This window comes from Paraburkholderia lebeckiae (genome assembly GCF_050436225.1).
Classification (GTDB): Bacteria; Pseudomonadota; Gammaproteobacteria; order Burkholderiales; family Burkholderiaceae; genus Paraburkholderia; species Paraburkholderia tuberum.
On the sequence record NZ_JBNDLU010000001.1, the window covers coordinates 1,999,813 to 2,020,655 of the forward strand.

Consider the following 20,843-nt stretch of genomic DNA (forward strand, 5'->3'; position numbering starts at 1 on the left):
GTGTTTCTATACCCATTAGTACAGCAACCAATATGCTAGACTATAAAGTACAGAAATTGCAAGGAGGAATTATTACGTGCAGAAATGTTCGCCAGAGAGCCGCGTCGGTCGCCCGAAAGATGCCGCCAAGCACACGTCCATTGTGGAAGCGGCAACGAGGCTGTTCTCCGGGCAGCGCTACGACACCGTAACCATGGAGGCCGTCGCCGCAGAGGCGGGGGTGTCAAAGATGACGGTCTATAGCCATTTCTCGGACAAGGAAGCGTTATTCGAGGCCGTCGTGAGTGACGTTTCAGACCGGATGCTCCGGGTACTGCCGCCCGCGAGTTCCGAAAATTTACCCTTGCGGGAACGGCTGTCTGCCATCGGCGCCGCATTCCTGAAGATCATCGTCAATGACCATGTTTCTGGCATGGCGCACGCGCTGCCGACCGTGTTGCGCGATGACCTGCCGCTAAGGACACGCGTTTACGATGCAGGGCCGGGGCGGACTGTGGCGGTACTGGCCGGCATCATCAGCGCGGCCGAGGCGGGCAACGAACTGATCGTCGACTCGCCGGAGTTGGCGGCTCAAGACCTGGTGAGCCTGTGGGCAGGTGATCTGCAAGCGCGCATGGCATTCGGAGTTGTGAAGCCTGCAAGCGATAGGGAAATCAAGGAGCGTGCCCGCCGCGGCACGGACGTATTTTTGCGAGCTTTTGGGAAAACGGGGAAGCGCGAGCCGTCATGATGTCTGAAGAGTTTGCGCGGGGCTGCCGGCCTTCAGAACCGCCGTCTGCTCGATGCTTCCTTGTCCGAGAAATGGCTATAGACCGTCATCTTTGACACTCCCGCCTCTGCGGCGACGGCCTCCATGGTCACGGTGTCGGCTTAACATGCACAGCAAGTAACTGCCCCAAGGTATCAACCGCCATGTGGGACTCGCTGCCGCGTTTGCGTTTGTAGCCGTCGTAATCGGCGCCAGGCCCAGGACGGACTCCTTCCGCGCGTTCTCCTCAACGCGGACACGAAACAGCTGCCATAGCGAATCCATGACAGTGCGGCATGCGGACTCGTCGGCGCGATCTGCAGCCGGGCGGGCGAAGTAAAATCCCTGGACGAAATCCGGATCGCACTCCATCGCGAGCAACGCCTCGTGCTGCGTTTCCACCCCCTCGACTACGACCAAAGCACCAGTTCCATGGGCAATAGCGACACCAGTCGTGGAAGCTGACGCGCGAGACGCGGGCTCTGAGCAGCCTGTTCGATGACCGTGCCGGCGCGTGGGCCGACAGCGGCTCTTCGAGCCAGCAGGGGAAAGATTTCAGCCGTCGCCGCGCCGTCGGCGCGATACACATCCGACGGCAGCTACAGTTGATACCTTGCGTCAATCGTCGCGTCCCAGACTTGGCATCCCTGACTCTGCCATGAGTTATTGGCGACTGTACCCCGCCGTTTACACCAGTCCGGTCGCTACGGCGCGCAGACTTTTTTGAAACCTTCAATTACAGGACATGAAACAATTGATGGTAGCTTCTCTTGTCAAATAGCCGTCAGACAAAAAAACTTTTTTTGAATAACGGAACGCCAATCGTGAATAAATACGTCGTTTGTTTTGCAATCGCCCTGTCAACGATGTCCACCGCATACGCGCAGGGAACCGTCCTTAAAGGAATGGACTTCGGTCCATTAGCCAAACTCGCCGGAACCTGGAAAACCGTTGCTGCCGGCGGCCTCGACGTGGCGCCCGGTCAAGTGGGTTCCAAAGTAGGTACCGGCAATCCCGCAGTGGAACCTTATTACGAACAGTTGACCTTTGAACCCGCAGCGGATGCAACGAATGCCAGCGATCAATACCTGGTGGCAATGGCTTACACGCTGCAGGTGTTCCGAAAAAGAGACAACAAACAGTTCCATGACCAACGCGGCTATCTGATTTACGACAAGAAGAACCAGACCGTCTATGACTCATTTTGTATTCCCCGGGCGGTCTGCGTTGTGGCGGAAGGAAAAGCCGGCGATAAGATGACTCTAACGTCAAAATCTAACGGCGTAGCCGAATCTCAATACATGCTGAAGAACGACGCGACAAGTGTTTTCTCGATCACGTTCGACATGACCGGAGATACATTGAAATACGCGCAAAAAACGCAATTACATGTGTACGGCAAGTCGTTCACTCACGTTGACTCTAGCGCTCTCAGCAAGGCAAGCTAGTTCATCTCGCAAGTCCGCGTCTCGCCGCGACGCTGCCCGGCAACGCGCGGTGAGCAATTGCACTGACAACTGCATAAAAATAACTTCATGTTCCGGCAGCTCACCTTTTAGGCTGTACGGGCTACATTGGCTCGTCCGCAAACTTTCTTTAACTCATGAGAATAGTGACCGGGCGCAGGCACGAAACGGCGACGGATCGGAAGCTTCTTTCCGGATCCGCCGACCCTCAACATCGCATACATCCAATCGCCTGCCCCCGGCTATTGATCAACTGCGTCAGTCTGGTCCGGTCACCGTCCGGCAGTAAGCTCGGCACCCCGAAAAAACCGTCGACATAGCCGGACGAAGTCTCGCGGCTGCTGTCAACTAACGGCAGGCCGTTTCAACCGTGTTCTCAGCTCCAGCGCGGCTCGACGACGACTGCGCACCGGAGTCACACTGCGGCGCATCCACATCATGAAAAACATCAGATTAACCTATCTGCTTTTGCTGACAGGGCTGGCCCTGCTCTGGCTAATCGCTGAAAGTTCATTGCCCGGGTCGCATGGATTCCGCGCCTTGCAACTGTCAATGATCAATCTGACCGGCATTCTCGCGATCGGCTGCATGAGCTCGGGCATCGTTATAGCAGTCCGGCCGACCAGCATGGAGCGCCTTCTCGGCGGGCTGGACAAGATGTACCGACTGCACAAATGGCTCGGTATCAGCGCACTGGTACTTTCCACACTTCACTGGCTGTGTGCGAAGTCTCCGAACTGGCTAATCGGCCTGGGGTGGATGCAAAGTCCGTTGCGCGAGCGCGCCTTGTCACCATCGGTCGCGCCGTCAGCCTTAGTCCAGATTCTGGACGCGCAGCATGGGCTCGCGAAAGGGATTGGCGAATGGACATTCTATGCAACGGTTGCGATCATCGTCGTTGCATTGCTGAAAGCCTTTCCTTACCGACATTTCTCCAAGACACATCGGCTGCTGGCAGTTGCGTACCCGTTATTGGCGTTCCATGCGGTGGTACTCATGAAGCACGGCTACTGGACCACAGCGATTGGCCCAGTCATAACACTGCTGATTTTTCTGGCCATGGTGGCCACGTCCGTCTCGCTGCTGCGCCGTATCGGACGAACGCGACAAGCAGCCGGGCATATCGAGGAGCTTGTGCATTACCGGGAGATGCGCGTACTGAGCATCGTCATCAAACTCAAGGACCGCTGGTTGGGTCATGCCGCCGGACAATTTGCCTTCGTCACGTTCGACGCGGACGAGGGTGCGCATCCGTTCACCGTCTCCTCGGCGTGGCACGACGATGGCAAAGTGCGCTTTCATATCAAGAGCATTGGCGATTACACCGAGCAATTGCCGGCCGTTCTGAAGACTGGCGACCGCGTCAGCGTTGAAGGGCCCTATGGCCGCTTCGACTTTCGCAGCGACAAACCAGGACAGATCTGGATCGCCGGCGGAATTGGAATAACCCCATTTCTCGCGCGAATGCAAGCGCGAGAGCGTCATTCCGATAAACGTGCAGTGGACCTGTTCTATAGCACTAACGCGATGGACGACGAGTTCGTCCGCGAGCTGAGTCAACTGGCAATTGCCGCCCAAGTGCGCCTTCACGTGCTGATTAGCGGCAAGGACGACCGCCTGACCGGCCAGCGCGTCCGTGAGATCGTGCCCGACTGGATGTGCTCCGATGTCTGGTTCTGCGGGCCAGCGAGTTTCGGCCAGAACTTGCGGCACGATCTGGTTGCAGGTGGATTAGCGCACGAAGACTTCCATCAGGAGCTATTCGACATGCGCTGATTCGGATTGGCGGTCAGAAGGGATAAGCGGCCGTGCCGACTAAGGTCGCGGAACAGACCGAGATTCGGCTGCTGAAGACGGACTCACAGACGCCGGCTTATGCCGACACAAAGCCAAGGTACCGAAGAATGCGCATGTCGCAGCAAAGCTCAACCACCAGGCAGGTGCCGCATTGTCGTGCGTTGCGTGAATCAATGCGGTGGAGATTGCCGGCGTGAAGCCGCCGAATAGCGCTGTCGCAGCACTATAAGCAAGCGAAAACCCCGCAACGCGCACCTCCGGCGGCATCACTTCCTCAAGGGACGCGACCATTGCACCGTTGTACATACTATAGAGGAACGAAAGCCAAAGCAGCACTGCTAGCATTTTGCCGAATGTCGGCGCGTCGGCCAGAAACGAAAGTGCGGGGTACGCGGTGGCGAGCGCAAGCACCGTTGTCGACAGCAGCAGCGGCCGGCGCCCTACCCGGTCCGACAAGGCACCGCTAACCGGCAACCAGATAAAGTTCGACAGGCCGACATAGACGGTCACGAGCAGGCTGTCCGCCGTGCCCAAGCGCAAGGCAGTCTTGCCGAATGTCGGTGCATAGACAGTAATGAGGTAGAAGCTGGTGGTGGTCATGGCTACCTGCATGGCTCCAGCTACCACGACCTTCCAGTTGGCGGCCAAGGTGCGGATCACATCGCGCATCGCTGGTCGAGTCTCGCGCCTCTTGAATTCCTCTGTTTCCTCGAGCTTGTATCGGAGCATGAACACAAACGGTACAACCAGGCAACCGACGAAGAATGGAACACGCCATCCCCATGCGGCGACTGCCGCCGCATCCATCAGTCGGTTTAGGGCAAACCCGAGACTCGCTGCAACAACGATCGACAATTGCTGGCTGGCTGACTGCCAACTGGTGTAGAAACCTTTCTTTCCTGGCGACGCCAATTCCGCAAGATAAACAGAAACCCCGCCGAGCTCGGCGCCCGCCGCAAAGCCTTGGAGCAAGCGGCCAATCAGCACGAGAGCCGGCGCCAGGAGGCCGATTGTCGAGTACCGAGGCACGAACGTTATCAGCACGGTACCGCTGGCCATGAGGCCAAGCGTCATGATAAGGCCCTTGCGCCGACCGACGTCGTCAATGTATGCGCCGAGAAATACCGCGCCAAGCGGGCGCATCAGAAACCCGGCACCGAATACGGCAAAGGTGGAGATTAACGAAGCAAACTCGCTATGCAAAGGAAAGAAGGCAGCGGCGATCTGCGTGGCGTAAAAGCCGAAGAGAAAAAAATCGAACTGCTCAAGAAAATTACCGGCTGTCACGCGAAAGATGGCGATAATCGGCGACTGTCGGCGGTGGGAGTCAGTTGAGCTGGACTGCATGGATTGTCTCCAAGGAATTGCGATCTCCCGTTTTGTTGGCGTTTTGCAGGTGTTGGCTATCGTCGTTTGGGCACGACCAAAGACGTAGTGAATAGGCGCGAATGCGATATCACGACGTTCGTACTGATTTGCCGGGCAAGCCGGATAGCCGACCGCTTGGGTACTAAACGTGTAAACAGGCTGCTAACCAGCGTAGTCTGCTGCCGGTATCGGCTTGCTACCCAAACGATGAAGATTAGTTAATCTCTTTGCACGTCGAAGCTGCCGTGGGCCGCACGTCGGTGATCGGGTACAGCGCTCAACTTCGCGCAGTAGGTTTCCCGATGCAGCATGGGCATACGATTTCGAACCCGCGCGAACGACGTCGATATGCCTGTCGATCGTGTACTGAATAAAGTCGATAAAGGCTTTGCGGTGCACTTATCCATGCCGTTGTCAGCGCCGCCTACATGTTGAGATACGGGTATGTCGAGCCGCCGGCTCGAGCCGACGCCACATTAAAATTTTTTAATGTGCGGGCGAAAGCCCTGAAATGCGACCAGGACTAATCTGCGAGATGCCTCTTCCACGCGGGAATTCTTAGGATAGTCTCGTGCTTAAAGAAAGTTTCATCGAAGCATTGCGCTCTTTCAGACAGCCGCGGTTTTCCGCGCGCCATAATGGGCGAGGACAATCTATCCTGGGAGCACGCAATGCCGCAAGCTATGAGCCTGGAAGTCGTGAACGAACACGGAAAACCCGCGGTACGCATGGGTATTGAAAACGCAGCGGTGCTTCTAGACGCAGAAGACATCGACGGAGTGATTCACCGTCTGAGCTACCTGCGTGCGGGAATGCGCCCCGACATTCCCCTGCAGCCGTCCCCACAGCAGCAGTTTGTAATCGAGATGGACCCATGCTGGCATACCGAAAAGCCCCCGCTGTATGACGGCGCGGTACTGATCCTTCGGCATAGCGGGCTGGGATGGACCGGGTTCGCATTACCGACGCACAGCCTCGCACAACTGCGCGAAGCGATAACCCAGCATCTGGCGGCCCTCGACCAGGAGCATTGCATGCCGAATTAGCGCATCTCGCGCTGCTCTGTTGGACGCGAACCGAGGAAAGACGATGTCAAAAGTGTTGACCATAGAAGATGACGAGATGACTGCGCGCGAAATCGTGCGAGAGCTAAATGATCGTGGCTTCACCGTCGATTGGGTTGCAGACGGCCGCGAGGGAATGGCGCGCGCGTTCAGCGATGAGTACGACGTCATCACCCTCGACCGCATGCTACCGGGCGCCGACGGCTTGACGATACTTAGGACGATGCGCGGCATCGGCATTCAGACGCCTGTGCTCATGCTGAGCGCGCTGGGCGACGTCGACGAACGCATTCGCGGCTTGCGCGCCGGCGGCGACGACTATCTCACCAAACCCTTCGACGCCGACGAGATGGCAGCACGCATAGAAGTGCTGCTACGCCGCCAGCAAGTGCAACCGGCACAATCCGAGGCGACCTTGCAAGTCGGTCCTCTCAAACTCGATCTGGTCGCACGCACGGTTACACGCGACGACCAAGAGATCGCGCTGCTCCCCACCGAATATCGTGTACTCCAATACATGATGCGCCATGCAGGTCAGACAATCACCCGCACGATGTTGTTCGAAGCAGTATGGGGCTATCACTTCGACCCGGGCACCAATCTGATCGATGTCCATATGGGCCGTCTGCGCAAGAAAATCGATCCGCCTGGCGTGCAACCATTGATCCAGACCGTACGCGGTTCAGGATATTTACTTGGCTAGAGGCATCTTGAGCGACCAGGCATTCTCCTCGCAGCCGGTGCTGGGCGGCCGCTGGCATTCAACGACCTTGCGCATTGTGACGGTCTACGCGGCGATCTTCTCTGTCTCCGTCATGCTGCTGTTAGTGCTGGTGGAACGTTCGGTCACGTTCGTAATGGACCGCGAAACCGATGCAGTCCTCCACTGGCAATTGATCTATTTCGATACCACTCCCGTCGACAGTCTCGCCGACGCCGTTCGTCAGCGTTCTGAACACGAGCGCATGCACCCCAACTTTTACGGTCTGTTTGCTTCCGACGGACGGCATCTGGCTGGCGATATACTCGTGCGCCCGCCTGGTGTCCCCGTAAATCGCGTGGGTATGACGCTCGGAGACAAACTCGTACTCGGAGGCAACGAAACGGCCCCAATGGTTCGCGTCATGGCCGCCCAGCGCGCGAACGGCGACACGCTGGTGATCGCGAGAGACCTTACCCATGTCTTGCGCATACGGCAGACCATGATCATTGCGCTGATCGGCGGCGGTCTTTTTTGTCTCAGCGCGGGCGTCGTTGCCGGACTAGCACTGAGCGTCAGACAGGCTCGACGCCTGAAAGCAATCCGCCGCGTGACCCAACGTATTGCGCAACGCGGCGACCTCGGACAACGTCTGCCGACCGGGGGACGCGATGAAATCGATATGCTTGCTCAGTTGGTCAATCACATGCTCGCCGAAGTCGAAAGGCTGATGAACGAGGTGAAAGGAACCTGCGACGGAATCGCTCACGATCTCAGAACGCCTCTTAGCCATATACGCACGTCGTTGATGCACATTGACGAGCGAATAGCCGGACTACCGGACGCCGAGCTGAACAAGCTAGTAAATGACGCACGGCGCGACACTGATGCGCTGCTGGAGCGCTTCCGTGCGATGCTGCGTATCTCCGAAATCGGAAGCTTGCAACGTCGCGGCGGTTTCGAGGAAATGCAACTGGCCTCGCTTTTGACGGAAGTCGGCGAACTCTTTGAACCGCTGGCCGAGAGCCGGTCAATCGGCGTCGTCACACAAATTGCGAGCGTCGGTACGACGCATGCGGACCGCGCGTTGATTTTTGAAGCTCTCAGCAATCTGCTTGACAACGCGATCAAGTTCACGCCGGATGGAGGCACCGTTAGGCTCGAACTCATTCGGACCTCGCGTGGCCCGCAGATCGATGTCATCGACAGTGGTCCGGGCATTCCGGCGGATGAACGCAACGCGGTCCTGCAGCGCTTTTATCGCAGCGACCGGACGCGACATCTGCCGGGTTCCGGCCTCGGGCTGAGCATCGTCTCGGCAGTCGTGAACGTGCATGACTACTCCATGCGCATCAGCGATGCGAACCCGGGCACGCGCGTGACGATTCAGTGCTGGACCAAAACATTGACATGACCGATTTTCTCAATCAGCCCCTGGCACTCAACAGTTCATGCGTGTCCTACTAGTTACCGGTACACAACCCGAGGCCGCCTGGCTTCAGAAAGCCCTGATCGAGAGCGCGCACAGCCTTGAGCACGTCGACTGTTTGAACGATGCGATCTTCCTGGCAGGGCAAGAGCTCTTTGACGCAGTGATTGTCATGTCGACAGACGTTCCGCCGTATGCCTGCCTGCTAGCCGCCCTACCAAAACTCGCGAGCGAAAGCCGCGGTGCACCGATTATCGTGGCGCTCGGTGCGGCTCACGCAAAGGAAAGGACGCAGGTACTGCGAGCCGGTGGCGACGCCTGCTTCTGCCATCCGCTGTCTTTCATTGAATTGCACGAGCGCATGCATGCATTGCGGCGCGTTAGCTCTGATGCGGTCCAACGCGAGGGACAGGTCCCCGTGTGTCCCACATTCGATACTGCCACGCGGGAGCTGGTGCTGGGGGTACAGCGGCTCTATTTAACACGCCGCGAATCCATGCTGCTTGAATGCCTGCTGCGCCAGCCGAATCTGCCTGTGTCACGATCCGATCTGATCCGCTATGCGTGGCCCGATCACGATGACGTCGCTGCTTCGAGCGTCAATCTTGTCATATCGCGTCTGCGTCGCAAGCTCGCGCCGCATTATCCGGATGTACACATCGATACATTAAAACGCTACGGCTATCAGCTCACGCTGACGAATGGTTGACGAAAGTTTCCGGTAGATGTGACACATCGCGGCTTTCCCGCTTCTTTGCTCTTCGCATGCCGCTGACTGTACGCTTCCCGACTAAGGGAAGCGCACTTCCTATGAACCACCAAAGTAGACGTTGCAATAGCTTGGTGGACCCACACATTGGTCGGCGGCCTTCGTTGCGTCCGCCGCGCAGCCGGACAGGAGACCGCTAGCAACGGTCGCCAGAATCAAGGCCATGCGAAATTTCGTGGATCGGCTTCGCTTCATCTCGGCTCCAGATTACAAGCGTTTGTAGGGCACGAATCTCAGCCAACGACGTCATCGTGCCGCCGTTGGTCAAGGCGCTTCGCTACGTTACGGGTGCGCATAGATCGTCGAGTTCAGGTAAGCAAGTTGCCCATCCTGCTCGGCGTGCACCAGTTCCTGGTAGACCTGAGCGCGGGTCTTCGGCGCCTCCGGTTGACCATATGGCGGCACCCATTGGCCACTGGCCGCGCCCGCCGATGTGACATTTGACGCGACCTGAGCCGCCTGACTGCTCATCTGCGTGCTACCCGTGGAACCGGCCGGAGCCGACTGTGCAAAGGCCGTTGCGGCCGACAGTGTTCCAGCGAGAACGATCGCCAATGTGATCCGTTTCATTTTCTCATCCTCAACATTTAGGTTAATTAGCCGGTCGCTGCGCGTTATGCCTCGCGAGAACCGGTTGAGGATCAGCATAACCAGCCACCTTTATCGGATGACTAGCTGAACGGTGAAAATTAGTTTATCGAAGACATAGCGTGCGATCACGAATCGCTGAACCCGTGCGGATCGAAAAATTAAAGGAATTTCATTTAACCGATCGCTTTTTATCATCCGCAGCCAATCGTGTCCAAATACATTGCCGCCAGTCGCTCGCATCGATGCGCGAACTCGCGCCCGAAAGCGCGGCAGACCGTATCTATCCCTAGGAAAAACCACATGAATAAAGCATTGACAACAGCCTGCGCGGCGCTAGCGGCGGCTTTCGCGACAGCCGCGCACGCTCAGAGCAATGTCACGCTCTACGGCACGCTTGACACGGGTATCGACTATGTCAGTAACCAGAAGACAGCCAACGGTCAGGGACATAGCAACTGGATGATGGTGAGCGGCAATCTCAACGGTGACCGCTGGGGGCTGCGTGGCACCGAAGACCTGGGCGGCGGCTTGCACACGGTGTTCGATGTGGAGAACGGATTCAACATTGCCAACGGCAAACTGGCTAATGGCGGAGATGTGTTCGGGCGGCAGGCGTGGGTGGGATTGTCGAGCAACACGTGGGGCACAGTGACCATGGGGCGTCAATACGACTTCCTCGTCGACTTTGTCGCGCCCTTGTCGGCAACCGGCTCCGGCTTCGGCGGAAATATCGCCGATCACCCATTCGATAACGACAACCTGGCTAACGACTTCCGCATGAACAATGCGGTCAAGTACCGCAGCCCGGATTATCACGGTTTCAAATTCGGCTGGGCTTACGCATTCAGCAATGCGGCTGGCGGCTTCAGCAACAATAACGCATTCAGCGCCGGCGCCGCATGGTCGCGCGGGCCGGTCGACCTGGCAGTCGGATATTTTCAGGGTAATCATCCAGGCGGCGTCGACGCGCCCACCAACACGGGTGGTGCGATCAGCAGCAGTGACGGCGACGCGATGCTAACGGGCGCACGTCAACGCATCCTCGGCGCAGCGGGCCGTTACGCATTCGGGCCCGCCACCGTCGGCCTGGTAGTTACGCGCACGATCATGGACAACCCAGCTCAAGTCGCGCAAGGCGGTACGTACGTCGCTCTCGAGGGGGACCTCTTGACGTTCACCAACTACGAACTGAACGCGCGATATGCGCTTACGCCGGCCCTGAGCCTCGGCGGCTCTTATACCTTCACCGGTGGGCATTTCAGCAGCGCGAGCGGCGTCGCATCGCCCAAATGGAATCAGGTGATGCTGCAAGCCGACTATGCGCTGTCGCACGGTACAGACGTCTATCTTGAAGGGGTCTATCAGCATGTGTCCGGCGCCAGCGGCATACCGGCGCTCGGCAATGCTTCTATCTTCACGCTGGCACCGTCGGCAGGCAATCAGCAGACCGTGGTCGCAATGGGCTTGCGCCACCGCTTCTAGACATCTGTCTTTAACTCGCGTTGTGCATGACGAGCAGGACGCATCGCCGCGAATCGCTGCAAACCGCTGCGAGGCATCCTGTTCTGCGAAACGTGACTGTTCACTTCGTCGTTGTGGACGGGGGCGTGTCGGCGGGTTCGTTGGCCCATCCACCTCCTAACGCGTCTATCAGTGCAGCGGAGGCGATCAACTCGCGAGTTTGCAAATCCAGCACCGAGGTTTGCGTTTCGAGTTCCATTGCCTGCGCAGTGACGACATCCAGATAACTCACGACGCCATCGCGATACCGCGACATCGACAACTCGAGCGTACGCTGCGCAGCCGAAAGCGCGCGTCCTTCTTTCGCGGACTCGTTGCCCAGGTAATGCAACTGCGAAAGCTGATCTTCCACCTGCTGTACCGCCAGCAGCACCGTCGCCTTGTACTTTTCACCATTTTCTGCCAGCTTTGCCTGCGCCTGCCGCGTGACGGCCGCTCGCCGGCCGCCGTCGAACAGGGTCACCAGCAGGCTCGGACCGATCGACCACATCTCGTTAGGCGCTGCCAGCCACGGGGATAAAGTTGTGCTTTGATAACCGCCGTCAAGACCTAACGACACATCCGGGAAAAAAGCTGCTTTGGCGACGCCAATCTGCGCGTTCGCCTGGGCGACGTGGCGCTCGGCAGCCGCGATATCGGGCCGACGTTGCAGCAGCGCGAGAGGCACTCCAACTGGGATCGACGGCAAATACGTCGGGGCGACGGCGGGCGCTAGAGAGAATTTTGAAGCCGCTTCTCCCGCAATAGTCGCGATCGCATGCTCGTACAAGGCCCTTCGTGCCGACACATCTTCAACTGACGCCCTTGCCGATTCAAGTTGGGTTTGAGCACGAGACACATCGAGATCGGATGCGATACCTCCACCGTGCCGGCTTTCAGTCAACTGCAATGCATGCTCATATGTGCGAACGGTATCCGCCAGCAATTCCTGCTGTTGATCGAGACCACGCAGATGGAAATACGCCTCAGCAAGCTTTTCCTGCAAACTCAATCGCAATGACTCGATGTCGTACTGGCTCGCCTGCTCGGCCGCCTTGCCCGCGGCAACCTCATTGCGCACCTTTCCCCATAGATCGAGGTCGTAGTTCAGGCCGACATCGACAGTCGCCGAATTGTAGAGCGCTGGTTGAGTAGCTCCCCTCAATGGCCGGTTGTCGGACTGACGCGAGCGCGAGACCTGCGCATAAGCGCCGATGGTGGGAAAGAGGCCAGCGCGAGCCTGGTCCAGATACGCTTGCGCCTGGTCATGCCGAGCAATCGCCGCAGCCAGGTCGGGGTTAGCGCTGGCCACCTTGCTTTCCAGTTCATCGAGGACAGGATCGCGATACACAGTCCACCACTCACCGCGCGGCATACGGTCGGCAGGCTGCGCGAGTTGCCAACCGCGGGCCTCCTTGAACGCGCTCGGCATGGCCGACGGCGGTACCTGATACGGCGGCGCGAACGAACACCCGCTCACGAGCGCTGCGGCAATCAGAACCGCGCATACGCGGCGCCTAACCATGACTGCGCTCCGCTTCGTTATGCTGTGTGAGCGCGGTCGTCGCGGATGTCGAAGCCAGTCGCACTGAATCGCCGTTTGCCAGCGAATCAGGCGGGTTGTCGATCACCCGGTCGGTGGCAGTCAAACCCGATGCAATCACAATCTTGGTACCCAGGTCGGTCGCGACGCTCACCCGCTTCAGCATGGCGTGATTGCCAGGACCGACCACCGCCACTTGCAAACCGCTTTCCCGGAACATCAGCGCGCTGGCAGGAATGGTCATCGCATGCTTGTCCGTGGGCAGTTCAAAATGAACTTCCGTGTATTCGCCTGGAATCAGCACGCCGCTGGAATTGTCGACTGCCAATTGCACCAGCAGCGTCCCTGAAGAGGGCGTGATGGAGTCGTCCGTATCGACAAGCTTTGCGGAGAACTGCATGCCGGGGCGTTCAGGCACGGTCAGACTGGCGACCAGTCCGGGCCGGATCACGGCGGCTTCGTTCTGTGGCACGCTGACATACACGCGCAGTTGCCGTGCGTCGGAGACGGTGAACAACTCCGGTCCGTTGCCGCCGCCCGCGCTGATCAACGCGCCGACATCGGTCTTGCGCGCGGTCACGACGCCATCGAAAGGCGCGGTGATCCGTTTGAACGATTCAAGCGCTTGCAGCCGTGCAACATTCGCCTGGTTCGCGGCCACCATCGCCTGCTTTGCCGCAAGGTCACTCGTTTTTTCGTCTGTCTCCTGCTGCGATACGGAGTCCTGCTGCAGCATCTGGGTCCACCGGCGCGACGTGGATGCCGCGAGCGTTTCGTTCGCCTGTGAGGTGCGCAGATCGGCACGTGCCTGAGCGAGTTGCTGATCGAGATCGGGTGTATCGATTTCGCCCAGCAACTGCCCGGCCTTCACGTGCGCGCCAATGTCTGCATACCACGCATGCAGATAACCCGACACGCGCGCATAGATCGGTGCCTTCACATAGGCCGACAATTGGCCCGGTAAGACTAGCACCTGCGCGGAACTGTCATGCAACGGCGGGTTGGCGACGACCGTTGGAATCGCCTGCGCGGCCGACCATTTGGCCATCTGCTCCTTTGCATGGACGCGCGTTGCGATGCCGGTCGCTGCAACCGCTGCGGCAGCCAGCAGAGCGACAACTCCTGCGAGTTTGAGAGACCGCAGCCGCCGCGGCGCTGCGATGTCGATGTCAGTTGACATGGATGACTCCAGGTTCGGAAGATGAATGGTCGTATGACTCGCGTTGTGGTTCGCTCGGCCCAGCGTCGGGTGGGGCGGCGTCGCGCCGGTGCACCAGACTGAAAACGACAGGAACGAACAGCAAGGTGGCACAGGTTGCGCAGATCAGGCCACCAATAACGGCTCGCCCGAGCGGTGCGTTCTGCTCGCCGCCGTCGCCGAGACCCAGCGCCATCGGAGCCATGCCGATGATCATCGAGAGTGCCGTCATCAACACAGGGCGAAACCGCGAGAAGCCCGCTTCGAAGGCCGCTCGCAATGCGTCGTGAGTCACCGCGAGCCGTTCGCGTGCGAAGCTGACGACCAGCACGCTGTTCGCGGTTGCCACACCCATGCAGAGGATGGCGCCAGTGAGAGCAGGCACCGACAGCGGCGTGTGCGTCGCAAACAGCATCCACACGATGCCAGCCAGCGCCGCAGGCAACGCCGAGACGATCACAAAGGCGTCGCCCCACGAATGGAAGTTGACGACGATGAGCAGATAGATGAGCGCGATTGCACCGACGAGGCCGAGTAACAGCCCGGTAAATGCGCTATTCATAGTCTGTACCTGACCACGCAGCGTGACCGTTGAGCCCTTGGGCACATCTTTCGCTGTGGCACGCACGATGCCGTCGATGTCGCTCGCGACCGCACCGAGATCGCGACCCTGCGGAGTGGCGTAAATATCAAACAGCGGCTCGATGTTGTAATGCGATACCACCGCGCTGCCGACGCCGCGCGCGATGCTCGCGACACCGCCGAGCAATTGCGAGCGGCCACTGGCGTCTGTTACTGGGAGATTCTCGAGACTGGACAGCGATGCCATCCAGTATTCGGGGGTTTGCGCGACGATCGGGTATGAAACCCCGTTCGTTGGATTGAGCCAGTACGTGGGCGCCACCTGGCTCGTACCGGCGAGCGTTGCTACGACGGAGTTCGTCACATCCTCCTCGCTAATGCCCAGTCGTCCCGCGTGAGAGCGATTCACCGCGATGGTGAACTGCGGATAAGTGACCGCCTGCTGGATACGGCTATCGGCAATACCGGAGATCATCCGCACACGTCGCAACAGTTCGTTCGCGTATCGATGATTCCCGGCCTGGTCCGGCCCGGCGACTTGCAGATCGATCGGTGCCGGTGCGCCGAAATTCAGAATCTGGCTAACGATGTCCGCCGGCAGGAAAGAGAAGGTCGTACCTGGAAACGCTGCGGGCAGCACTTCGCGTAGCCTTTTCACATATCCCGCCGTCGGCTCATGATTCTCACGCAGCGCGATCATGATGTCGCCATCCTGTGAGCCGATGGTGCCGCTGTTGTTGTATGTCAGGTTGATACCGCTGACCGGCAGGCCAATATTGTCCACCACGCTGCCGAGTTGACCCGGCGGAATAACCTGGCGAATGGTGTTTTCAACGTGATCGAAAATACTTGCCGTATTTTCGATGCGTGTCCCAACCGGCGCGCGCACATGCAAGGCGATCTCGCCCGCGTCGATGTCGGGAAAGAAGTTCCGTCCGAGCCACGGTGAAAGCAGGAAAGACACGCATACGACGGCCAGTACGCCGACCACAAAGCGCTTCGGGTGCGTCAGCACAAGGCCGAGAAGCACGCGGTAAACGTTTCGCACGCGCACAAAGCATTGCTCGAAGCCGCGCTGGAAACGTACAAACGGATTGCGCGACGTTGGACTTGTGGACATGCTGCCGTGAGATTCGATTGTCGCCGCGAGTTCACCGCTTGAATGCCCGCCCGACGCATGAGGGGCGAGGAGGTACTGTGCCATCATCGGCACAAACGTACGCGACAGAATGAACGAAGCGATCATCGCAAACATCACGGCTTCCGCCATCGGCACGAAAAGGAACCGCGCAATGCCGTCGAGCAACAGCATCGGAACGAACACGATGCAGATGCACAGCAATGAAACCAGTGCTGGCGTGACGATCTGCTGCGCGCCGTCCATGATCGCCCGCTGCACATCTTTCCCCTGTTCCAGGTGCCAATTGATGTTCTCAATGGTGACCGTGGCGTCGTCGACAAGTATTCCTACTGCCAGCGCGAGCCCGCCTAGCGTCATCACGTTCAGCGTCTCGCCCATCGCGGAAAGCGCCGCCACTGCCGCAAGCAAGGCTAGCGGAATCGACGCCGCGATGATAAGCGTCGAGCGCCAACTGCCGAGGAAGAGCAGGATCATGGCGGACGTGAGGGCCGCGGCAATGACGCCTTCACGCACCACGCCGCTCACGGCACCCTTGACGAACTTTGACTGGTCGCCCATCGTGACCAGCTTCAATTGCGGGGGAAGCGAAGCTTCGACGAGCGGCAGTTTCGCCTTGACGCCAGAAATGATGTCGAGTGTCGAAGCGGACCCGTTCTTCAGGATACTCATCAGCACCGCGCGGCGGCCGTCAACGCGGACAATATTGGTTTGCGGCGGATATCCGTCGCGTACATGCGCAACATCGCGAATGTAGATTGTCGCGTCACCGTCTACTTTCACGGGCAGCGCATTCAACTCCTCGAGGTCCACCGGACTATTGTTCAGCTTGACGTTGTACTGGAATGCACCAACCTTCTGCGTGCCGACAGGAATGATCTGGTTTTGCCGGGCAAGCGCCGCGGCGACGTCTTCTGCCGACAGCTTTCTCGCCTGCAACGCTTTGGGATCGAGGTCAATCTGCACCTCGCGCGTCTTTCCGCCGTATGGCGTCGGAATCGCGACGCCCGGCACACTCAGCAATTGCGGACGAATCGCGTTTGTCGCGTAGTCGGCGAGTTGCTGCTCGTCGAGAGTGTCGCTTGTCAACGCTAACTGCAATACCGGAACAGTCGATGCGTTGTAGTTGAGAATCTGCGGCGGAGTCGTGCCGGGCGGCATCTGCTTGAGCACGGTCTGCGAGATCGATGTGACCTGGGCCGTCGCGGTCCGGATGTCGACCGTTGGCTGGAAAAATATCTTGACGATGCCGTAGCCCGTGAACGACTGCGATTCAATATGCGCAACATCGTTCACTGTCGTACCGAGCGTGCGCTCGTAGTAAGTAACGATTCGACCCGCCATGTCGTCAGGCTGTAGCCCCGTATAGCTCCATACGACGCTAATTACCGGAATGCGTATGTCGGGAAAAATGTCCGTCGGTGTGCGCAATGCCGATAAAGGGCCCAGAATTAGAATGAGCATCGCGAGCACGATGAACGTATAGGGCCGCGTCAACGCCAGCCTGACCAGTTTCAACATCGGAACAGCTCCATTCAGGAAAGCGCATGGTCATCGCGCGCAGGCATCGGAATGCGCCTGATGCATGGCACGCATGTTTATGAGGGGATTCTGAACGTAGGGCGCTAACAGTGTTCTACCTCGAACATTAAGGAACTTTTAGTTAGCGAGACTCGTATGGACGAAAGCTCGACACAGCACCGCAGAGGTCGGCGACGCTTGTGCGCATTGCTGCCCGCTGCGGGGGTTTGGAGTTAGATAAGTTTCACCCAGTCGCTGGACGCGCAGTTCTCACGTGCAGTGCGGAGCTTGCCGCAAGGCCTCATTGAAAGACGGTGGCTTGAAGTTCAAGCGACCGCCTTGAGCGATGACGTGCGATCCATTGCGCGGTAGTGGTCCACCGCGAAGTCTACGAAGCTTCGCACCCTCCTCGACAACAGCCCCGGCGACGAATACAACGCGCAAAGATTTCTCGCGCCGCTGCCCACGTTGAACTGTTCGAATAGCTCGACCAACGCGCCGCGCTGCAATTCCGGTTCGACGATCGAACGGGGTAACAAAGCGATTCCCAAGTGGTGCATGCATGCGGACTTCAGCATCGCATAGCTGGACGACGCAATCCCGGCAGATGCGGTGACGCGTGAAACCTGGCCACGATCCACGAACTCCCAGCAGCGAGCCCCGCTTCCCGACCGGTACAGCAACGTGTGTCGGGTCAGATCCGCGGGGGCAATTGGCGTGGCGTGCCTGGACAGGTACCGAGGCGATGCGACGACAACCTGTGGGATACGCAGAAGTGGCCGGCAAACGAGCGCTGAGCTGAATAGCCCAGGATCGTCCGAGAAGCAGACGTCGAAGCCACCTTCGACCATGTCGATATGGACATCGAAAGTCGTTACCTCGAAAGACACGCCAGGATGCAACTCGCGGTAGGCGGCAACCAGGCGTACGAGTCCGGCGTCAGCGAAGGTTGCCACGCTTGCAATCCGAAGCGCTCCGCGCAACTCCCGGGTCGACTGTACGAGGGACGTTTCCATTTCGTCCAACTGCTCGATAATCACGCGACAGCCTTCGAGATAATCGCGACCTGCCTCCGTTAGCGACAGCGTGCGCGTCGTCCGGTTGATCAAGCGTGTGTGCAGATGAGCTTCCAGCAAGCCAATGCTGCGCGTGACCGATGCCGCTGACACGCCAAGCTGCTTGGCCGCCAGATTGAAACTGCCGAGGCCGACCACACGGGTGAAGACGCGCATAGCCTGAAGCTGATTCATGACGCAATGTCCATGGTTGAACGATGGATGCATCATTGCTCGCTTCCCCTAAAGTCCCCGCTCCACGTTGATGAAGTCTTTTTTAGTTTTGCTTCGCGCCGACACCAACGCTAAAAAAAGTAAGTCAAGCGGGGGGTAGCCAAATACAACGGCTTGCGCCCCCCGCAACACGTCTGTTTGCCGGCACTTTCCACGCCGAGAACGACTCACGCGCCTTGTTCAACTTTCCTGAATGCTCGATTTCATTTCCTTGTGAACGGTGGCAATTCTCGCTGCCTAGACTTGCTTCGCCTTTCGAGTCGAGCGACCGAAATTGCGTAGGCAGTCTCGAGATCGATCGTCTGCGGCTCCTGGCAACATCATGCGGACAATCCTTAAATAGCGAGTCAAAATGAAAAAGACGAATTTGACGTGGGCAGCTGTCGCCTCGTTGACGCTGGTCACCGGCGTCGCGCACGCACAATCGAGCGTGACACTCTATGGGCTTCTCGATGAGGGCCTCAACTTCACGAGCAACGCAAACGGACACGCCACGTATCAAATGAAAAGCGGTGACACGTACGGGAGCCGTTGGGGCTTGCGAGGCGAGGAAGATCTCGGTGGCGGTCTGAAGGCGGTATTCAAGCTGGAAAGCGGCTTCGATACAAACAGTGGACAGGCAGGCCAGAGCGGGCGTTTGTTCGGCCGGCAGGCGTACGTAGGATTGTCGTCCGATCAGTACGGCACCGTCACGTTCGGCCGTCAGTACGATACGAGCGTCGACGAGCTTGGCTTCGGCGGCCTTACTGCGGCCGGAAATTATGCTGGCGATGTGAACGCGCATCCGTTCGACAACGACAACGCGGACTGGGATTTCCGCGTCAACAACGTTGTCAAGTATGTGAGCCCGACATACCGCGGCCTGACTGGCGAAGCGATGTACGGTTTTAGCAACCAGGCGGGCGGGTTCGCGGATAACCGCACCTGGGGCGCGACGTTGAACTACCAGAACGGTGGCTTAACGGCGGCGGCTTCCTATCTCAAGCTCGACAACCCCGGTGCAAACGCCAGCGGCGCCGTTTCCGGCGACACGCTGTTTGCCGCCTCATCGCAGCAGGACATCGGCGTGGCCGCGACTTACCGCTTTGCGCATTCGCTGGCCGGACTCGCCTATTCGCACGTCGACGTGTACGACCCGACTTACAACTTGTATTTCACGTCCAACAGCGGGCCCTCCGGCGGGACATGGAATTCCTGGAAATTCGACAACTTCGAAGCAAACGAGCAGTACTTCTTCCGACCGGACCTGTGGCTTGGAGCGGCTTACACGTTTACGGTCGCGCACCTTCACTCCACCAGCGGTTCCTTTACTCCCAAGTGGCATCAATTGGGTCTCACGCTTGACTACGATCTGAGCAAGAGCACGTCGGTCTATGCACAAGGTGCCTACCAACACGTCGTCAGCGCGCACACGGGCACTGACTTCGACTTTGCTCACATCCCTGCCGCGGCCGGCATGTCTAGCAGCCAGAACCAGATGGTCTATCGCGTCGCCATGATTCATCGCTTCTGACGTGGCGTGCTATCGCACGCAATACGAACGATGACGTTTGAGCCCAGCGCTCCACAGAGTGCTGGGCGAGATAGCGTTCAGTCATTCCCTGCCGCGAAATGGGATTAGCCGCCTGGTGGTGGCCGCAAACGCCGCGGCGGTGCGGCGGGTATCGCACCAATACTGGTCCAACCGCGAGCGCGCCCATGAAGCTGCATCACGGCATGCCGCGCTTCGCGTACTGGATCGCGTCTTCGAGCAGGCGTTCGACTGGCAGCCTGCCGCCGAGCGTTTCAGCCGACCAGTGATGCGCGCGCTGCCAACCCGACACCGTGCGTGGGCCCACACCCTGTCTCTTCTTATCTTTCCTGTGCCGGATATAGGCGAGCGGCATCTGTGCCGGCTGGGCCGTTGTTAATGGCTCAGCGAAGCCGCAGACCGCCGCCAACGCGGCAACCACTATGAATCACGGGGTTTCATTGCTTAAGAATGCGTCGGTCGGGAACGCGTGACTCTAAACCTACGCTTATCCATAACAGGTCATGCGTCAGAGTGGTCTCCACCCGGCACAAAAATCGATCGGCGCGAAAATCCCTTGAGGAATTGGGGGCATCGACGCCTGATTGAGAGGCGGAGCGAGTCACAATT

At 58.7% G+C, this 20,843-nt stretch carries 17 protein-coding genes and 1 pseudogene; 9 read left to right on the plus strand and 9 right to left on the minus strand.

Annotated elements, in window-relative coordinates; all coding sequences use genetic code 11:
- Nucleotides 1-76 precede the first annotated feature (76 nt).
- The gene (locus OKW45_RS09230; protein ID WP_429467416.1) at nucleotides 77-730 is read left to right on the plus strand and encodes a TetR/AcrR family transcriptional regulator; all 654 of its coding nucleotides are present in this window, start codon (nucleotides 77-79) and stop codon (nucleotides 728-730) included.
- Between the two features lie 32 nt (nucleotides 731-762).
- Here OKW45_RS09230 and OKW45_RS09235 read toward each other — a convergent pair whose 3' ends face one another.
- Entirely contained in the window at nucleotides 763-855 is a 93-nt protein-coding gene (locus tag OKW45_RS09235) for a TetR family transcriptional regulator (RefSeq protein ID WP_084754328.1), read from the minus strand.
- An 11-nt stretch (nucleotides 856-866) separates the two neighbouring features.
- Nucleotides 867-968, minus strand: a pseudogene (locus OKW45_RS09240) (IS5/IS1182 family transposase); the annotation flags it as partial.
- A 604-nt stretch (nucleotides 969-1,572) separates the two neighbouring features.
- Between OKW45_RS09240 and OKW45_RS09245 the strand changes: the two are divergent.
- Nucleotides 1,573-2,196 carry a heme-binding beta-barrel domain-containing protein gene (locus OKW45_RS09245; protein ID WP_184007456.1) on the plus strand — a complete coding sequence of 208 codons (624 nt, stop codon included), beginning with the start codon at nucleotides 1,573-1,575 and terminating at the stop codon, nucleotides 2,194-2,196.
- Nucleotides 2,197-2,652: 456 nt separating this feature from the next.
- Nucleotides 2,653-3,990 carry a ferredoxin reductase family protein gene (locus OKW45_RS09250; protein ID WP_429467418.1) on the plus strand — a complete coding sequence of 446 codons (1,338 nt, stop codon included), beginning with the start codon at nucleotides 2,653-2,655 and terminating at the stop codon, nucleotides 3,988-3,990.
- 39 nt (nucleotides 3,991-4,029) lie between these two features.
- Here OKW45_RS09250 and OKW45_RS09255 read toward each other — a convergent pair whose 3' ends face one another.
- On the minus strand, nucleotides 4,030-5,358 hold the full coding sequence (locus OKW45_RS09255; RefSeq protein ID WP_429467421.1) for an MFS transporter: 1,329 nt from the start codon (nucleotides 5,356-5,358) through the stop codon (nucleotides 4,030-4,032).
- Nucleotides 5,359-6,050: 692 nt separating this feature from the next.
- Between OKW45_RS09255 and OKW45_RS09260 the strand changes: the two genes are divergently transcribed.
- Genes OKW45_RS09260 through OKW45_RS09275 form a run of 4 tightly spaced genes read left to right on the plus strand, consistent with a single transcriptional unit; the run spans nucleotide 6,051 to nucleotide 9,281 of the window.
- Nucleotides 6,051-6,425: a hypothetical protein gene (locus OKW45_RS09260; protein ID WP_026226317.1), complete on the plus strand. Its 375-nt coding sequence runs from the start codon at nucleotides 6,051-6,053 to the stop codon at nucleotides 6,423-6,425.
- A 43-nt stretch (nucleotides 6,426-6,468) separates the two neighbouring features.
- Nucleotides 6,469-7,146, plus strand: coding sequence for a response regulator transcription factor (locus OKW45_RS09265; protein WP_429467423.1), 678 nt, complete (start codon nucleotides 6,469-6,471; stop codon nucleotides 7,144-7,146).
- A 7-nt stretch (nucleotides 7,147-7,153) separates the two neighbouring features.
- On the plus strand, nucleotides 7,154-8,557 hold the full coding sequence (locus OKW45_RS09270) for a sensor histidine kinase (protein ID WP_429467426.1): 1,404 nt from the start codon (nucleotides 7,154-7,156) through the stop codon (nucleotides 8,555-8,557).
- A 37-nt stretch (nucleotides 8,558-8,594) separates the two neighbouring features.
- Complete coding sequence (locus OKW45_RS09275; protein WP_429467429.1) at nucleotides 8,595-9,281, plus strand: response regulator transcription factor; 687 nt, start codon at nucleotides 8,595-8,597, stop codon at nucleotides 9,279-9,281.
- Nucleotides 9,282-9,623: 342 nt separating this feature from the next.
- On the opposite strand, the gene OKW45_RS09280 is transcribed toward OKW45_RS09275, so the two are convergent.
- Nucleotides 9,624-9,911: a DUF4148 domain-containing protein gene (locus OKW45_RS09280; RefSeq protein ID WP_026226319.1), complete on the minus strand. Its 288-nt coding sequence runs from the start codon at nucleotides 9,909-9,911 to the stop codon at nucleotides 9,624-9,626.
- Nucleotides 9,912-10,232: 321 nt separating this feature from the next.
- Between OKW45_RS09280 and OKW45_RS09285 the strand changes: the two genes are divergently transcribed.
- Entirely contained in the window at nucleotides 10,233-11,414 is a 1,182-nt protein-coding gene (locus OKW45_RS09285; protein WP_429467431.1) for a porin, read from the plus strand.
- Nucleotides 11,415-11,514: 100 nt separating this feature from the next.
- On the opposite strand, the gene OKW45_RS09290 is transcribed toward OKW45_RS09285, so the two are convergent.
- The 4 genes from OKW45_RS09290 to OKW45_RS09305 form a co-directional block, all read right to left on the minus strand.
- On the minus strand, nucleotides 11,515-12,957 hold the full coding sequence (locus tag OKW45_RS09290) for an efflux transporter outer membrane subunit (protein ID WP_429467434.1): 1,443 nt from the start codon (nucleotides 12,955-12,957) through the stop codon (nucleotides 11,515-11,517).
- Nucleotides 12,950-14,155 (minus strand): efflux RND transporter periplasmic adaptor subunit, encoded by a 1,206-nt coding sequence (locus tag OKW45_RS09295; protein WP_018423325.1) that lies wholly within the window; start codon nucleotides 14,153-14,155, stop codon nucleotides 12,950-12,952. The genes OKW45_RS09290 and OKW45_RS09295 overlap by 8 nt, the downstream gene beginning before the upstream one ends.
- Nucleotides 14,145-17,414, minus strand: coding sequence for an efflux RND transporter permease subunit (locus OKW45_RS09300; RefSeq protein WP_429467437.1), 3,270 nt, complete (start codon nucleotides 17,412-17,414; stop codon nucleotides 14,145-14,147). Before OKW45_RS09300 ends, OKW45_RS09295 begins: the two co-directional genes overlap by 11 nt.
- A gap of 326 nt (nucleotides 17,415-17,740) precedes the next feature.
- A complete protein-coding gene (locus tag OKW45_RS09305) occupies nucleotides 17,741-18,664 on the minus strand; it encodes a LysR family transcriptional regulator (RefSeq protein ID WP_429467440.1) in 924 nt (307 codons plus the stop codon).
- 391 nt (nucleotides 18,665-19,055) lie between these two features.
- On the opposite strand from OKW45_RS09305, the gene OKW45_RS09310 reads away from it, so the two are divergent.
- Nucleotides 19,056-20,216 carry a porin gene (locus OKW45_RS09310; protein ID WP_429467442.1) on the plus strand — a complete coding sequence of 387 codons (1,161 nt, stop codon included), beginning with the start codon at nucleotides 19,056-19,058 and terminating at the stop codon, nucleotides 20,214-20,216.
- 196 nt (nucleotides 20,217-20,412) lie between these two features.
- Here OKW45_RS09310 and OKW45_RS09315 read toward each other — a convergent pair whose 3' ends face one another.
- A complete protein-coding gene (locus OKW45_RS09315; RefSeq protein WP_018423329.1) occupies nucleotides 20,413-20,541 on the minus strand; it encodes a hypothetical protein in 129 nt (42 codons plus the stop codon).
- Nucleotides 20,542-20,843 lie beyond the last annotated feature (302 nt).

Coding starts and splice junctions, on each gene's coding strand:
- OKW45_RS09255 (WP_429467421.1), bottom strand. CDS start 5,358: ATGCAGTCCAGCTCAACTGACTCCCACCGCCGACAGTCGCCGATTATC.
- OKW45_RS09280 (WP_026226319.1), bottom strand. CDS start 9,911: ATGAAACGGATCACATTGGCGATCGTTCTCGCTGGAACACTGTCGGCC.
- OKW45_RS09300 (WP_429467437.1), bottom strand. CDS start 17,414: ATGTTGAAACTGGTCAGGCTGGCGTTGACGCGGCCCTATACGTTCATC.
- OKW45_RS09260 (WP_026226317.1), top strand. CDS start 6,051: ATGCCGCAAGCTATGAGCCTGGAAGTCGTGAACGAACACGGAAAACCC.
- OKW45_RS09295 (WP_018423325.1), bottom strand. CDS start 14,155: ATGTCAACTGACATCGACATCGCAGCGCCGCGGCGGCTGCGGTCTCTC.
- OKW45_RS09310 (WP_429467442.1), top strand. CDS start 19,056: ATGAAAAAGACGAATTTGACGTGGGCAGCTGTCGCCTCGTTGACGCTG.
- OKW45_RS09305 (WP_429467440.1), bottom strand. CDS start 18,664: ATGAATCAGCTTCAGGCTATGCGCGTCTTCACCCGTGTGGTCGGCCTC.
- OKW45_RS09275 (WP_429467429.1), top strand. CDS start 8,595: ATGCGTGTCCTACTAGTTACCGGTACACAACCCGAGGCCGCCTGGCTT.
- OKW45_RS09265 (WP_429467423.1), top strand. CDS start 6,469: ATGTCAAAAGTGTTGACCATAGAAGATGACGAGATGACTGCGCGCGAA.
- OKW45_RS09290 (WP_429467434.1), bottom strand. CDS start 12,957: ATGGTTAGGCGCCGCGTATGCGCGGTTCTGATTGCCGCAGCGCTCGTG.
- OKW45_RS09250 (WP_429467418.1), top strand. CDS start 2,653: ATGAAAAACATCAGATTAACCTATCTGCTTTTGCTGACAGGGCTGGCC.
- OKW45_RS09235 (WP_084754328.1), bottom strand. CDS start 855: ATGGAGGCCGTCGCCGCAGAGGCGGGAGTGTCAAAGATGACGGTCTAT.
- OKW45_RS09285 (WP_429467431.1), top strand. CDS start 10,233: ATGAATAAAGCATTGACAACAGCCTGCGCGGCGCTAGCGGCGGCTTTC.